This is a genomic window from Denitromonas ohlonensis, assembly GCF_007625205.1.
Lineage (GTDB): Bacteria > Pseudomonadota > Gammaproteobacteria > Burkholderiales > Rhodocyclaceae > Nitrogeniibacter > Nitrogeniibacter ohlonensis.
In genome coordinates, this window is the sequence record NZ_VMNI01000007.1 from 374625 (window position 1) to 387819 (window position 13195).

Genomic DNA, 13195 nt, shown 5'->3' on the forward strand with positions numbered 1-13195 from the left:
AGCTTCGTCACGAAGCCGGGCCTTTCTCCGTCAATCCGGTACGGTGGCAGCCTTCACCACCGACCGCTTCTAAATCCTCAACTCAACCGCAAGTCCCCACTGCGCCGCAGGCGGTGCAGAAGTCGCAGCCGTCTTTGCGGATCATGGAGTGATTGCCGCATTCGGGGCAGAGCGAGCCTTGCATGAGCTTGGGTTCGCTGTCGTCGCGCGGGGCTTCGAGCAGGCCCATTTCCTGGACCGGGTAGCCGCGCTCGTCGAGGACGCCGAGCATGGCGTAGCGATGGATGATGAGCTGGCCGAGGTAGGCCACCGTCGAGGGGTAGTTCTGCTGCTTGCGCGAGCCGGGCACGAAGGCCATGAAATCGCCCAGCGGCTCGGGGTAGTTGAGCAGCTTGCGCAGTTTCATGCCGATCCAGGCCGGGTCCATGACGCGCATGTCGAGCGACAGGATGCGGCCGAGGCCGTCGAGGGCGCGGGGGTAGTTGCCCGAGAGCCACATGGAGTAGGGGCGGGTGACGCCGTCGGGCAGGGTGATTTCCTTGATGCCGAGGACGAAGTCTTCGCCGGTGGCGGGGTTCTGGATGTCGACCGTCCAGGACAGCGTGCCGTCGGTGCCGGTTTTGGGCTCTTGCAGGCTGAACAGGGAGTCGAGCACCGGGGTGGGGCCTTCGACGTCAAGCGCGCCGAGTTTTTCGCAGCGATAGCTCACCACTTGCGCAAAGGCGGCAACGGCGCCCGGCACCAGCTTTTTCTCGCCATGCGGGGGGAAGGCCATTTCGAAGGACTTCTCGCCGATGGTGCGCGAGAGGGTTTCGAGCTTGAGCTTGAGCCAGCCGCGGTCGTTGGTACGCATGTCCATCGACAGCGTCTTGGCGACGGCGCCGAGGCCACGCGGCTGGTCTGCGCCGTTGACCCAGACTTCGAACGGGAAGCTGCCCTGACCGTTGTTTTCCATGTGGCCGACGAACAGGCCGAACTCGCCTTGCGGGGTGGCCAGCATGTAGGTCCAGGCGGCGTTGCCGTCGGGCAGCTCGGGGCGGCCGGGCCAGCGCAGGGACGACAGCACCGGCGCCGGCAGGCTCTTGATGGAGAGGCGGCGGTTGGCGTCGGTGATCTCGACGTCGTGCGGGGCTTTCTTTTCGCTGCTCGGGGTGACGGACAGGACGGAGCCCAGCACCGAGTTGGGGCGGTAGGTGGCCAGGCCCTTGAGGCCGGCTTTCCAGGCCTCGACGTAGAGGTGCTCGAAGTCGGCGTAGGGGTAGTCGGCCGGCACGTTCACCGTTTTGGAGATGGACGTGTCGATGTAGGGCGCGACCGCGGCGACCATGTCCTTGTGCGCTTTGGCGGAGATTTCCAGCGCGGTGACAAAGGCCTTGGGCAGTTTCTCGACATCGCCGCCGATGTGCTTGTACAGACGCCATGCGTAGTCTTCGACGGCGTATTCCTTGAAGGTGCCGTCGGCCATCCGCTTGCGGCGGGTGTAGGTGTAGGAGAAGGGCGGCTCGATGCCGTTGGAGGCGTTGTCGGCAAAGGCGAGCGAAATGGTGCCGGTGGGGGCGATCGACAGCAGGTGCGAGTTGCGGATGCCGTGCTTGCGAATCTCGTCCTTCACTTTGGTGGGCAGGCGCGAGGCGAAGTTGCCGCCCGACAGATACAGGTCGGCATTGAACAGCTTAAAGGCGCCGCGTTCCTTGGCCAGCTCGACCGAGGCCAGGTAGGCCTGATCGCGCATGAACTCGGAGATGCGGGTGGCCATGGCGCAGGCTTCGCGGGTGTCGTAGCGCAGGCCGAGCATGGCCAGGGTGTTGCCCAGGCCGGTGAAGCCGAGACCAACGCGGCGTTTCGACTGGGCTTCTTCGTACTGTTGTTGAAGCGGCCAGTGCGTGGTTTCGAGCACGTTGTCGAGCATGCGGGTGGAGATGGCCACGACTTTGCCGAAGCCGTCGAAGTCGAACTCGGCCTTGTCGGTCAATGCGTTGTTGACGAAGGGCGTGAGGTTGATCGAACCCAGGCAGCAGCAACCATAGGGCGGCAGCGGCTGCTCGGCGCAGGGGTTGGTCGCCTCGATGGTTTCGCAGTAGTACAGGTTGTTGTCGCGGTTGATGCGATCGAGGAACAGGATGCCCGGCTCGGCGTGGTCGTAGGTCGAGCGCATGACCTGTTCCCACAGCACGCGGGCGCGCACCTTGCGGTACACCCACTGGCCGTCTTCGCGCTGGTAGGCGCCGGCTTCCTTGATCTCTTCGGTCGGCTCGGCCTTGTGCGCCAGTTCCACGTCGCCGTCGGCTTCGACGGCCTTCATGAAGTCGTCGGTCACGCCGAGCGAGATGTTGAAGTTGGTCAGGTCGCCTTCATCCTTGGCGTGGATGAATTCTTCGATATCCGGGTGGTCGCAGCGCAGCACGCCCATCTGGGCGCCGCGGCGGGCACCGGCGGACTCGACCGTCTCGCAGGAGCGGTCGAACACGCGCATGTAGGACACGGGGCCCGAGGCGTTGGACTGCGTGCCCTTCACCAGCGCGCCCTTGGGGCGAATGCTGGAGAAGTCGTAGCCCACACCGCCACCGCGGCGCATGGTTTCGGCAGCCTGGGCCAGCGCGGTGTAGATGCCGGGGCGGCCATCGACGGACTCGGTGACCGAGTCGCCCACCGGCTGCACGAAGCAGTTGATCAGCGTGGCCTGCAGGTTGGTGCCGGCGGCGGAGTTGATGCGGCCGGCCGGGATAAAGCCTTTTTCCTGGGCCTCGTAAAACTTCGCTTCCCAGTGGCTGCGTTTTTCTTCGGTTTCGATGCTGGCGAGCGCGCGCGCCACGCGGCGGCGAACCGCCTCGACGCTCTGCTCGTCGCCCTTGGCGTATTTTTCAATCAGCACTTCACCGGAAATCTCTTGCGCGATAAGCGTGGATGCGTCGGCGACGGCTTTTTTTGGTGTGGAGGTAGCCTTGCTCATGTTGTTGTCTCTTCCCTCAAAGCGTGTTCGTGTCACGGTTAAAACGGCGTTCAGAATAACCGGAAGTTTCCGTAAACGCAAAGAATAAAAAAATCAATAAAAACAGTGACTTGATGTTTTCTGTTGTGCGTTAAATCTTTTGTCACATACTACATGTAGTAGTCCATGCGGCGCGCTTGTGCAAGGCAAAATCAATAAAAATCAGGCGTTTGGCGGGATGCCTTGATGTCGGCGTACAGCTTTTTTCGTGTGTTTCAGCCGATATGTCGGTGCCTTGTCGGCGGGCATCAGAAAACTGCCGAATGTGAGTTTGCGCGGCTCAAGAATCGGCGGCACGGGTCGTTAAGGTCCGCAGAGGGCGATTCGTGTGCTTGTCGTGAACGCGCCGTCGCTCATTTTTTTGTTCGTCACAGACCGATCAATAAGAATGGCTCCTGAAGAACTGACAAAGGACGAAGCGGTTTCGTACGTCAATGCCGACGCGCTCAGCATTGGTCTATTTGTGTTTGTCGATTTGCCATGGTTCCGACACCCTTTTGCGTTTGATCGATTCAAGATCAAGACCGAAGGGCAGATCGCGCAGTTGCGTGAGCTGGGTGTCGAGCGGTTCCGGTTTGATCCCGCGCGCAGCGATGTGCCCGCGCCGGCATCGAGTGCTTCGTCCGATTCCATGCCACCGGCAGTTGCCGATGTCCCGGACGCGTTGGTACCGGACCCAGACGAAGCCGCCCGTCAGCGACGCCGCGAGCGACACGCCGCACGGCGGATGCGCATGGCTCGTGTTGATCGCGCATTTCTACAGACGGGTCGGATGGTACGCGAGGCCAACCGGAATCTGATTGCCCGACCCGCCGAGAGCCTGGCGGCGCTGAACGAAGTGTTTGGCGAGATGGCGTCGACACTGCTGGCCGCGCCGGAAATCACCATTCATGCCATGGCGGATCGCATTGGCGGCGAAGAAACCTATAGCCACGAATTGAACACCGCGGTCATGAGTCTGTTGCTGGCGCGTCAGCTCGACGTGCCGGGTGAGCAAATGCAGCTGCTTGGCCTTGGCGCCATGTTGCACGATATTGGCCTGGCGGAGATTCCGGATCGTGTGGCCAAAAAGCGCGATGCACTGACCCATGCGGAAGTCGAATTGCGCAAGCTGCACTGCGAATACGGGGTCAAACGCGGCCACCAGATCGGCCTTCCGCCCGCGGTGCTGGCGGTGATTGGGCAACACCACGAGGCGTGGGACGGCAGTGGCTATCCCAAAGGCGTGAGCGCGGATCGTATTCACCCGCTGGCGCGCGTGGTGGCCTTGGTCAACGAGTACGACGACCTGTGCAATCCGGTTGACGTCCAGCGCGCTTTGACGCCCTACGAGGCCTTGTCCATTCTGTTCACTCAGCGGCGTGGCCGCTTTGAGGGGCGCGTGCTGCAAGCACTCGTTCGGCAGCTCGGGGTGTATCCGCCGGGCACGGTCGTTGCGTTGTCAGATGACCGCCTCGGCATGGTGGTGTCGGTCAATTCAAAAGCGCCTTTGCGCCCGGGGGTGATGCTGTATCAACCCGACATGCCCAAGGATGAGGCGGGCTTGCTGAATTTGTCGCAAGTGCCCGAGATCAACATCGCCAAGGCGATGCGCCCCGGCGATCTGCCACGGGCGGTGCACGACTACCTCAGCCCGCGAACCCGAATTGCCTATTTCTTTGATACGGAAGTCGATATCGACGCGGATAGCACGAGCCTTCAGGAGGTCGCATGAATCGATCTGATGCCGACCTGATGCTCAGCGCCAGTTCGGATATGTTGTTGGTGATCAACGCGCAAACCCTGACGGTAAGAAGCGCCAATCGTGCCGCGGCGGCGCGTCTTGGCTACTCGGTGAAGGCGCTGGCCGGCACACCGATCATTGCGCTGGCCCGAGGGCTGGCGGATGTGTGTTTCTGGAACGAGGTGCAGGCCGGTGGCGCTGGCAAGCTGACCGATGCCGAAGGCCTGTATCAATGTGCCGACGGAAGTTCATTGGCCGTGGTGCAGAGCATCGCGCGGGCCGAGGATGCATTGGTTGTCCGGGCCCGTGAGGTCGATGCCGCACCGAGCGGCGATGCGCCCTTCGGCGACTCAAGCGCTCAACTGCGGGCAATTCTCGAGGCAAGCGCTGACGGCATTCTGATGCTCGATCGAGCCGGCGGCGTCGTCGGCATGAATCAGCGGCTGGCGCGCTTGTGGCCGATTTCCGAGCAGTTGCTGCACGAACAGGATGACGCCGCCCTGCTCAAAGCCATGTGCGCTGCCATGAAAGACGACGGCTTTCGCCTCGGCGGACGCTTCGGTCAGTGCGATTCGTCGGACGAGACCTTCGATGTGTTCACACTCAAGGATGGTCGCAGCTTTGAATGCGTTTCGCGTCCGGCGCGTCATCGCCACCAGGTGATTGGTCGCGTGTTCTGCTTTTCCGACGCCACCTCTCGTCAGCGGGCGGCGAGCGAGTTGGTGCTGGCGCGGGATGCGGCCGAGGCGGCCAATCGCGCCAAGAGCGAATTTCTGGCGATGATGTCGCATGAAATCCGGACCCCCATGAACGGCATCATTGGCATGGCCAGCTTGCTCGAAGCGACAACGCTCGACGCCGAGCAGCGCAACTGCGTCGATACCGTGCGCAGCAGTGGCGAGGCCTTGCTGGCGATCATCGATGACATTCTGGATTACGCCAAGATCGACGCACGCAAGCTGACCCTCACCGAAGGTCCGTTCTCGGTGCGCGACATGTTCGAGGTGCTGGGTCGGCTGTTTGCCAGCCAGGAGCATGATACCGGGGTGGTATTTGAGTACTCGGTGAGCGATGAGGTGCCCAGACGGCTGGTCGGAGATCTCGGGCGTTTGCGCCAGATTCTGATCAACCTGATTGGCAACGCCTTCAAGTTCACCCCGGCCGGCAAGATCTCGGTGACTGCGGGCCGCGCCCCGTCAATGCTCGGCGATCGCGTCGGGACTTTCCGTCTGGCGGTAGACGTGAGCGACACCGGCATCGGTATCGCACCCAGCGATCAGCGTCTGATCTTTACGCCGTTCTCACAGGTCGACATGTCATCAACCCGACCGCAGGGCGGCACCGGACTCGGACTGCCCATTTGTCGCATGCTGTGCGAGTTGATGAACGGTCAGATCGAAGTGGATAGTGTGGTCGGCAAGGGGGCCCGTTTTTCCTTCAGCGTCTGCCTCAAACAAGAAACACCTGTGTCTGATTGACCCTTGAGTGCCCGGTTTTGCGCGGGGTCAACGAATGTCATGGCGCTGGGGCGCACCATGAAGTCTACGATGTCGCGAGGATTTTTTTATGGCCTTGGGAGCGTGGGCTCAGCGCGTCGACGAAACGCTGACGCGATTCGGCAGACGACCTGAGTACCTCCTGCAGATGCTGATCGCACTGCAGGAACATGAAAACTGGTTGCCACCGGAGGCGCTCACCACCCTGGCCGCGGCCCTGGATCTGCCGCGCGCCCGCGTGGAGGGGGTTGTCGGCTTTTACAGCTTTCTGCATGCCGAGCCCGTCGGACAGTACCGTTTGCTGTTCTCCGACAACATCATCGATCGCATGTGCGGCAGCGAGGCCTTGATGGCGCGGCTGTGCCATAGCCTGTGGCTGGCGCCGGGGCAGGTGTCCGAAGATGGATTGGTCAGTGTCGATGTCACCTCGTGCACCGGCCTGGGCGATCAGGGACCGGCGATGCTGGTCAATGGCCGCGCGATCGCCGCACTGAACGAAGACCGCATCGACATCATTTGCGAACTCATCCGTCAGAAGCTTGCCCTCGACGCCTGGCCCGTCGAGCTGTTCCAGTTCGAAAAAAATATTCACCAGCGCGATGCGTTGCTGTCCTGTACGGCACTGCCGGGCGATGCCTTGCGGGCGGCTATCGCGGTGGGGCGTGACGCGTGGTTGAGTCAGATGCAGGCCTCGCGTTTGCGTGGGCGCGGTGGGGCGGGTTTTACCACCGCCGTTAAATGGCTCGCCTGCCGCAATGCCCCGGCGACGGAAAAGATTGTGGTATGCAACGCCGATGAAGGCGAGCCCGGCACCTTCAAGGATCGTGTGTTGCTCGATGCGCATGCCGATCTCGTGTTCGAAGGCATGACGCTGGCGGCGTGGGCCGTGGGCGCTCGGCGCGGCTTTCTGTACTTGCGTGGCGAATATCTCAATCTGCGCCCGGCGCTTGAAGCCACACTCGCCCGGCGACGTGCTGAGGGTTGGCTGGGTGCGTCAATTGGCGGCGTGGCCGGATTCGACTTCGATATCGAAATTCACCTCGGCGCGGGTGCCTATGTTTGCGGCGAAGAAACCGCCTTGCTCGAATCGCTCGAAGGCAAGCGGGGCACGCCGCGGATCCGCCCGCCGTTCCCGGTCACGCACGGCTATCTTGGCCTGCCGACCGTGGTGAACAACGTCGAGACGCTGGCCAAATGCTGCCTGATCGCGCTGCACGGCGGTGCCGCGTTTGCGGCCACCGGCACGGCGCAATCGGCGGGCACCAAGCTGCTGTCGGTGTCGGGCGATTGCGCGCGGCCGGGCATCTACGAATTCCCCTTTGGTGTCACGGTGCGGCAGGTGCTCGACGCCTGCGGCGCGAGCGATACGCTGGCGGTGCAGGTGGGCGGCGCGGCTGGCATCACGCTGGCACCCTACGAGTTCGGTCGCCGTGTGGCCTTTGAAGATGTACCCACTGCCGGTGCCTTCATGGTATTCAACGACACCCGCGACATGTTCGAGGTGGCGCACAACTTCGTGCGCTTCTTTGCGCATGAGTCCTGTGGCTTTTGTACGCCGTGCCGGGTGGGCACGTCCTTGCTCGCGGGCACGCTGGACAAGCTCGCTGAGGGCAAGGGCAGCCCGGCCGACCTGCTCGAAATTGAAGACCTCGACCGCTTGCTCAAGCAGGCCAGCCACTGCGGCCTGGGCAGCGCGGCGCCCAATCCGGTGATCGACGGCTTGCAGAAGTTTCGGCCGGCGTATGAGCGCCATCTGATGCATGCTGACTTTTCGCCTGCGTTTGATCTCGATGGTGCGCTGCGCCGCGCGCGGCAGATTACTGGTCGCGATGACGCCGGCGCGCATTTGCCGCAACAACCGGAGGCGAGCCGATGAGCCGGTCGACCTTTCTGCTGGACGGCCAGAGCGTGCCTTTCGACGACGGCCAGATGATTCTCGAAGCCGCACGGGCGGCGGGGCGCTACATCCCGCACCTGTGCTGGCACCCGGACTTTCCGCCGCATGGCAGCTGCAAGCTGTGCGTGGTCAAGGTGGCCGGCCGGCATGTGTCGGCCTGTGCCACGCCAGCGCGCGCCGGGGCGGAAGTTGAAAGCGATACGCCGGAAATCAATACCGAGCGGCGCACCTTGCTGCAGATGCTGTTTGTCGAAGGCAATCATTTCTGCCCGGCCTGCGAAAAGAGCGGCGACTGCCAGCTCCAGGCCATGGCTTACGATCTGGAAATGACCACGCCGCGCTTTCGTCATTTCTTTCCGGATCGGCCGGTCGACGCCTCGCACCCGGAGGTCTTGCTCGACTTCAATCGCTGCATCTATTGCGAGCTGTGCGTGCGCGCCTCGCGCGAGCAGGACGGCAAAGCGGTGTTTGCGCTGACCGGACGGGGGATCAACAAGAAGCTCGCGGTCAATGCCGAATCGGGGCGCCTGGCCGATACCGACTTTGCGGCCGATGACAAGGCCGCCCGCATTTGCCCGGTGGGCGTCATTCTCAAGAAGCGGGTGGGGTTTGCCGTGCCGATCGGCGAACGCACCTACGACCGCGCGCCGCTGCACGAGGTGGCTTTGCCGAAGCCGGAGGGCGACACATGAGCGCGCTCGCCCGGCCGCCCGAAAGGCGCGCGAACCTCCCCTGGGGAGGATGTCGCGTCAGCGGAAGGAGGCCTGTCCTGTGAGTCCCTCGCGCAAACTCCGTGTAGCCACGGTGTCGCTGGCCGGCTGTTTTGGCTGCCACATGTCGCTGCTCGACATCGACGAGCATGTGTTCGCGCTGCTCGACAAGGTCGAGCTCGACCGCTCGCCGCTCACCGATCTCAAGACCTGCGGCCCCTGTGATATCGGTCTGGTCGAAGGCGGGGTGTGCAACTCGGAGAATGTGCACGTGCTGCGCGAGTTCCGGGCGCAGTGCAAAACCCTGGTCGCCATGGGCGCTTGCGCGATCAATGGCGGCCTGCCAGCGCAGCGCAACCACCTGGATGTCGGTCAGTGTTTGAGTGCGGTGTTTCAGTCCCGCCCCGGCATGGACACCGCCGAGGTGCCCGATGATCCCGAGTTGCCGCTGCCGCTGGACAAGGTGCATCCGATTCACGAGGTGGTGCGGGTCGATTACTTTCTGCCCGGCTGCCCGCCTTCGGGGGAAGCCATCTGGCAGTTCATCTCCGATCTGCTGGCCGGACGCACCCCGCGGGTGAGCTATCCGCTGCTGCATTTTGATTGAGAATGCCGATGTCGTCTGATCTCGAAACCGCTGCCAATCGCGACATTCTGCGCCGGGTCGCCATTGATCCCATCTCTCGGGTCGAAGGCCACGGCAAGGTCACACTATTGCTCGACGAGGCCGGTAAGGTGCACGAAGCGCGGCTGCATATTGTCGAATTTCGTGGCTTTGAAGCCTTCATCGAAGGCCGGCCGTACTGGGAGATTCCGGTCATCGTGCAGCGCCTGTGCGGCATCTGTCCGGTCAGCCATCACCTGGCGGCCGCCAAGGCGCTCGACTACGTGGTCGGCGCCGTGCCGGTCACGGCCACCGCCGACAAGATGCGCCGGCTGATGCATTACGGTCAGATCCTGCAAAGTCATGCGCTGCACTTTTTCCATCTGGCCTCGCCCGATCTGCTGTTCGGTTTCGATGCCCCGGCCGCTCAGCGCAATATCGCCGGGGTGATCGCGGCGCATCCCGACATCGCCCGCCAGGGCGTGGGCTTGCGTCGTTTCGGCCAGCAGGTGATCGCGGCGACGGCGGGCAAACGCATTCACGGCACGGCGGCGGTGCCGGGCGGCATCAATCGGCATCTGTCCGCGACTGATCGAGACGCGCTAACGGCCGAGGCCGACACCATGGTGGCGTGGTCACAAGCCGCCGTGGCTTTGGTTCGCCGTCTGCATGAGGCCGATCCGGCGCTGTATGACCGCTTTGGCTGCGTGCCCTCGTCGCTGATGAGTCTGGTGCGGGCCGATGGCGCGATGGAGCTTTACGACGGGCAGTTGCGCCTGCGCAGCGCCGATGGCGAGGTCTTGCGCGACGCGGTGCCGAGCCACGACTACATGGACTTCATCACGGAAGCGGTCAAGCCGTGGAGCTACATGAAGTTTCCGTATGTGACCGATCTCGGGCCTGAAGCGGGCTGGTACAAGGTGGGCCCGCTGGCGCGGGTGCAGAATTGTGATTTCATCCCGACACCGCTGGCCGAGGCCGAGCGACGGGCCTTCCGCGCCTACAGCGGCGGCGCGATCCAGCATGCGTCGCTGGCCTACCACTGGGCGCGCATGATCGAAATGCTGCATGCGGCGGAGGTGATCCGAGATCTGCTGCCCGACCCGGATCTGACCGGTGGCGAGCGCATGGCGGCGGGACCGCGTGCGGCCTCGGGCGTGGGCGTGATCGAAGCGCCGCGGGGTACCTTGATTCATCACTACTGGGTTGGCGACGACGACCTGGTGCGCTGGTGCAATCTGATCGTCTCGACCACCCACAACAACGAAGCGATGAACCGCGCAGTGCGCGAAGTGGCGCGGCGCGAGCTCAGCGGCCAGACACTCACCGAAGGCTTGCTCAACCACATCGAAGTGGCGATCCGGGCCTACGACCCCTGCCTGTCTTGCGCAACCCATGCGCTCGGCAAGATGCCGCTGGAGGTTCGCCTGCTCGATGCCGATGGCGCCAGCGTGGACCAGAAGGTGCGAAACGGGTGAGCCGGATCGTGGTGCTCGCCGCCGGTAACGATGCCCGCGGTGATGACGGCATCGGGCCGTCTCTGGCGGCTCGCCTGAGCGCGCTCGAACTCCCCGGCGTGACGGTGATTGATGCCTTTCAGTTTCAGGTTGAAAACGCGCTGGATCTGGACGGCGCCGACGCCGCGCTGTTCATCGACGCGCATCTCAGTCAGACCGAAGAGATCGTGCTCGCACCCGTTGCGCCCGCGGCGGCGGTGGCGGTGCAGTCACATGCCTTGTCTCCCGCTGAAGTGCTGCGCGTGCGCGAGCAGATTGGCGCGGCGCTTCCGCCAAGCTGGCTGCTGAGTGTGCGGGGAGAGGACTTCAGCCTGGGCGCCGCGCTCAGTGCGGCAGGGGCGCAACGGCTTGAGGCGGCGTGGGGTGCTCTGCGCGGCTGGCTGGCCGAGCGGCTTAGTGGCGTGAATTAGTGGCGTGAAAAGAACAGTGCGGTGACCGCGGCGAGATTGAGCTCGGCCTCTTCGCGGATCTCGCCCATCAGGTTGGGCGCCAGGTCGAGGTGGGTCCAGATGGCGGAGTCGACGCGGGTGGCAGCGTCTTCGCTCGACAATCCGCGCCGGTCGGCGTCGGCGACGCGGTTGGCCAGCGACAGAATGGCGGCTTCAAAATTGTGGGCGCCTGCGGTACAGGGCGTGTGCTGACCGCCTACCGCCGAGGCAAAGCCCAGCGGCAGTTGCCAGCTGTCGAGCAGCGCGCAGCCGACTTCGGCGTAATCGGCACCGATCAGGCGGCGTTCGATGGTGTGCAGCGGCTGCTCGGTGGCATCGGCCTCGTTTTGCGCGCGCTCGGCCAACTCCGGTACGGTGAGATACATCACCAGATGCCCCATGTCCGCGAGCAAGCCGATGACAAACATGCGTTCGGCGTCGAGCAGCGAGCAGTGGCGGGCAATCACCCGCGCGGCCAGACCACGCAACACACTGAGCCGCCAGAACATGCGCATGTTCATGCGTTCGGCGTGGACGCCGTCGAAGGCTTCGCTGACCGCCGTGGCCAGCACCAGATCATGAACCTGCTGCATGCCGAGCAACTGGACGGCGCGCATGACGCTGTCGATCTGACCTGAAAAACCGTACAGCGGACTGTTGACGACTTGCAGGATGCGCCCGGTGATCACCCCGTCGTGGGTGACCAGGCGCGCGACCTCGTTGAGCGAGCCTTCGGGCGATTCGAGTTCGGCGCGAATACGGTGATAGACCGCCGGCAAACTCTTGAGGCGATCCACCGAAGCGACGATTTCCAGGGCACTGTGCATGGGGGGTCTTGTAAGGCAGGTCTTGCCTATTCTATCGGTTCGCGGCGAGGCGATCTTTAGCCGTCACCGCGCTTTCGCTTGAAAACAATGGGCTCGGTGCGTGGCACCTCAGGTTGAAGCGTGGCATGTTCGATCCCGAATTGCGAGGCCAGGGCGGTTTGCAGGCGGGGCAGGACGGCAGGCCAGTCGGTGAGCGAGGTGATCACCACATGCGCTGAAAGCGCCACCCGGCCGGCGCCCAGGCTCCAGATATGCAGGTCATGCACCGACACAATGCCATCGACCGCCGCCATGCTTCGCCCCACCTCGGGCAGCGAGAGCGACTCGGGCACGCCTTCGAGCAGGGTGGTGAACACCTGTCGCAGCAGGCTCAGCGTGGAGGCGAGGATCAGCCCGCAGATCAGCACCGACAGGAGCGGATCGATCGGCATCCAGCCGGTAAATTGAATGATGAGGCCGGCGGCCAGCGCGGCGACCGATCCGAGCAGGTCGCCCATCACATGCAGGAGCGCCGCACGGGTGTTCAGGTCGTTGCCGCCGCGGCTGAGCAGCCAGGCCGCGGCGATGTTGATGATCAGGCCGATCAGTGCGACAACGGTGACGGTGCCGCCGGCCACCGTTTGCGGGGTCAGCAGGCGCTCCACCGCATGCCAGACGATGGCCGCCACCACGGCGATCATCAGCAGGCCATTGATCAGCGCCGCCAGCGCTTCCATGCGCCCCAGGCCGTAGCTCAGGCGCTGGCTGGGCGGGCGTTGTGCCAGACGTGCGGCGACGGCCGCCAGGCCCAACGCGAAGCTGTCGGTCAGCATGTGGCCGGCGTCGCCCAGCAGCGCGAGTGAGCTCGCCCACCAGCCGGCAAGTGCTTCGACAAACGAGAAGCCGAGCGTCAGCCCGAGCGCGAGCAGCAGGGCCGCGCTGCTGGCGGCCTGGCCGTGATGGTGCCCGTGAGTGTGGCCGTGGCCGTGATCGTGCATGGTCGGAGGCGATTGGCCGAAAAAGGC

Annotated in this window: 10 protein-coding genes; 7 read left to right on the top strand and 3 right to left on the bottom strand. The window is 63.8% G+C overall.

Annotated features, from left to right (window positions below; genetic code table 11):
* Positions 1 to 82: 82 nt before the first annotated feature.
* Positions 83 to 2950, bottom strand: coding sequence for an adenosylcobalamin-dependent ribonucleoside-diphosphate reductase (locus FHP89_RS08990; protein WP_144173346.1), 2868 nt, complete (start codon positions 2948 to 2950; stop codon positions 83 to 85).
* Between the two features lie 427 nt (positions 2951 to 3377).
* Between FHP89_RS08990 and FHP89_RS08995 the strand changes: the two genes are divergently transcribed.
* The 7 genes from FHP89_RS08995 (at position 3378) to FHP89_RS09025 (ending at position 11346) form a co-directional block, all read left to right on the top strand.
* Positions 3378 to 4703 (top strand): HD-GYP domain-containing protein, encoded by a 1326-nt coding sequence (locus FHP89_RS08995; RefSeq protein WP_144173348.1) that lies wholly within the window; start codon positions 3378 to 3380, stop codon positions 4701 to 4703.
* Positions 4700 to 6190 carry a PAS domain-containing sensor histidine kinase gene (locus FHP89_RS09000; RefSeq protein ID WP_144173350.1) on the top strand — a complete coding sequence of 497 codons (1491 nt, stop codon included), beginning with the start codon at positions 4700 to 4702 and terminating at the stop codon, positions 6188 to 6190. Before FHP89_RS08995 ends, FHP89_RS09000 begins: the two co-directional genes overlap by 4 nt.
* 88 nt (positions 6191 to 6278) lie before the next feature.
* On the top strand, positions 6279 to 8084 hold the full coding sequence (locus FHP89_RS09005) for an NAD(P)H-dependent oxidoreductase subunit E (RefSeq protein WP_144173352.1): 1806 nt from the start codon (positions 6279 to 6281) through the stop codon (positions 8082 to 8084).
* Positions 8081 to 8797 carry a 2Fe-2S iron-sulfur cluster-binding protein gene (locus tag FHP89_RS09010; protein ID WP_144173360.1) on the top strand — a complete coding sequence of 239 codons (717 nt, stop codon included), beginning with the start codon at positions 8081 to 8083 and terminating at the stop codon, positions 8795 to 8797. The genes FHP89_RS09005 and FHP89_RS09010 overlap by 4 nt, the downstream gene beginning before the upstream one ends.
* Before the next feature lie 49 nt (positions 8798 to 8846).
* On the top strand, positions 8847 to 9422 hold the full coding sequence (locus FHP89_RS09015; protein ID WP_144173369.1) for an NADH-quinone oxidoreductase subunit B family protein: 576 nt from the start codon (positions 8847 to 8849) through the stop codon (positions 9420 to 9422).
* A gap of 8 nt (positions 9423 to 9430) precedes the next feature.
* On the top strand, positions 9431 to 10897 hold the full coding sequence (locus FHP89_RS09020) for a Ni/Fe hydrogenase subunit alpha (RefSeq protein WP_144173376.1): 1467 nt from the start codon (positions 9431 to 9433) through the stop codon (positions 10895 to 10897).
* Complete coding sequence (locus FHP89_RS09025; protein ID WP_186300184.1) at positions 10894 to 11346, top strand: hydrogenase maturation protease; 453 nt, start codon at positions 10894 to 10896, stop codon at positions 11344 to 11346. The genes FHP89_RS09020 and FHP89_RS09025 overlap by 4 nt, the downstream gene beginning before the upstream one ends.
* Here FHP89_RS09025 and FHP89_RS09030 read toward each other — a convergent pair.
* Positions 11343 to 12191 carry an HDOD domain-containing protein gene (locus FHP89_RS09030; RefSeq protein ID WP_144173387.1) on the bottom strand — a complete coding sequence of 283 codons (849 nt, stop codon included), beginning with the start codon at positions 12189 to 12191 and terminating at the stop codon, positions 11343 to 11345. The genes FHP89_RS09025 and FHP89_RS09030 overlap by 4 nt on opposite strands.
* Before the next feature lie 56 nt (positions 12192 to 12247).
* Positions 12248 to 13168: a cation diffusion facilitator family transporter gene (locus tag FHP89_RS09035; protein WP_144173389.1), complete on the bottom strand. Its 921-nt coding sequence runs from the start codon at positions 13166 to 13168 to the stop codon at positions 12248 to 12250.
* Positions 13169 to 13195 lie beyond the last annotated feature (27 nt).

Excerpts from the sequence above, each read along its gene's own strand:
- FHP89_RS08990 (WP_144173346.1), bottom strand. The coding sequence starts at position 2,950 with ATGAGCAAGGCTACCTCCACACCAAAAAAAGCCGTCGCCGACGCATCC.
- FHP89_RS08995 (WP_144173348.1), top strand. The coding sequence starts at position 3,378 with ATGGCTCCTGAAGAACTGACAAAGGACGAAGCGGTTTCGTACGTCAAT.
- FHP89_RS09000 (WP_144173350.1), top strand. The coding sequence starts at position 4,700 with ATGAATCGATCTGATGCCGACCTGATGCTCAGCGCCAGTTCGGATATG.
- FHP89_RS09005 (WP_144173352.1), top strand. The coding sequence starts at position 6,279 with ATGGCCTTGGGAGCGTGGGCTCAGCGCGTCGACGAAACGCTGACGCGA.
- FHP89_RS09010 (WP_144173360.1), top strand. The coding sequence starts at position 8,081 with ATGAGCCGGTCGACCTTTCTGCTGGACGGCCAGAGCGTGCCTTTCGAC.
- FHP89_RS09015 (WP_144173369.1), top strand. The coding sequence starts at position 8,847 with ATGTCGCGTCAGCGGAAGGAGGCCTGTCCTGTGAGTCCCTCGCGCAAA.
- FHP89_RS09020 (WP_144173376.1), top strand. The coding sequence starts at position 9,431 with ATGTCGTCTGATCTCGAAACCGCTGCCAATCGCGACATTCTGCGCCGG.
- FHP89_RS09030 (WP_144173387.1), bottom strand. The coding sequence starts at position 12,191 with ATGCACAGTGCCCTGGAAATCGTCGCTTCGGTGGATCGCCTCAAGAGT.
- FHP89_RS09035 (WP_144173389.1), bottom strand. The coding sequence starts at position 13,168 with ATGCACGATCACGGCCACGGCCACACTCACGGGCACCATCACGGCCAG.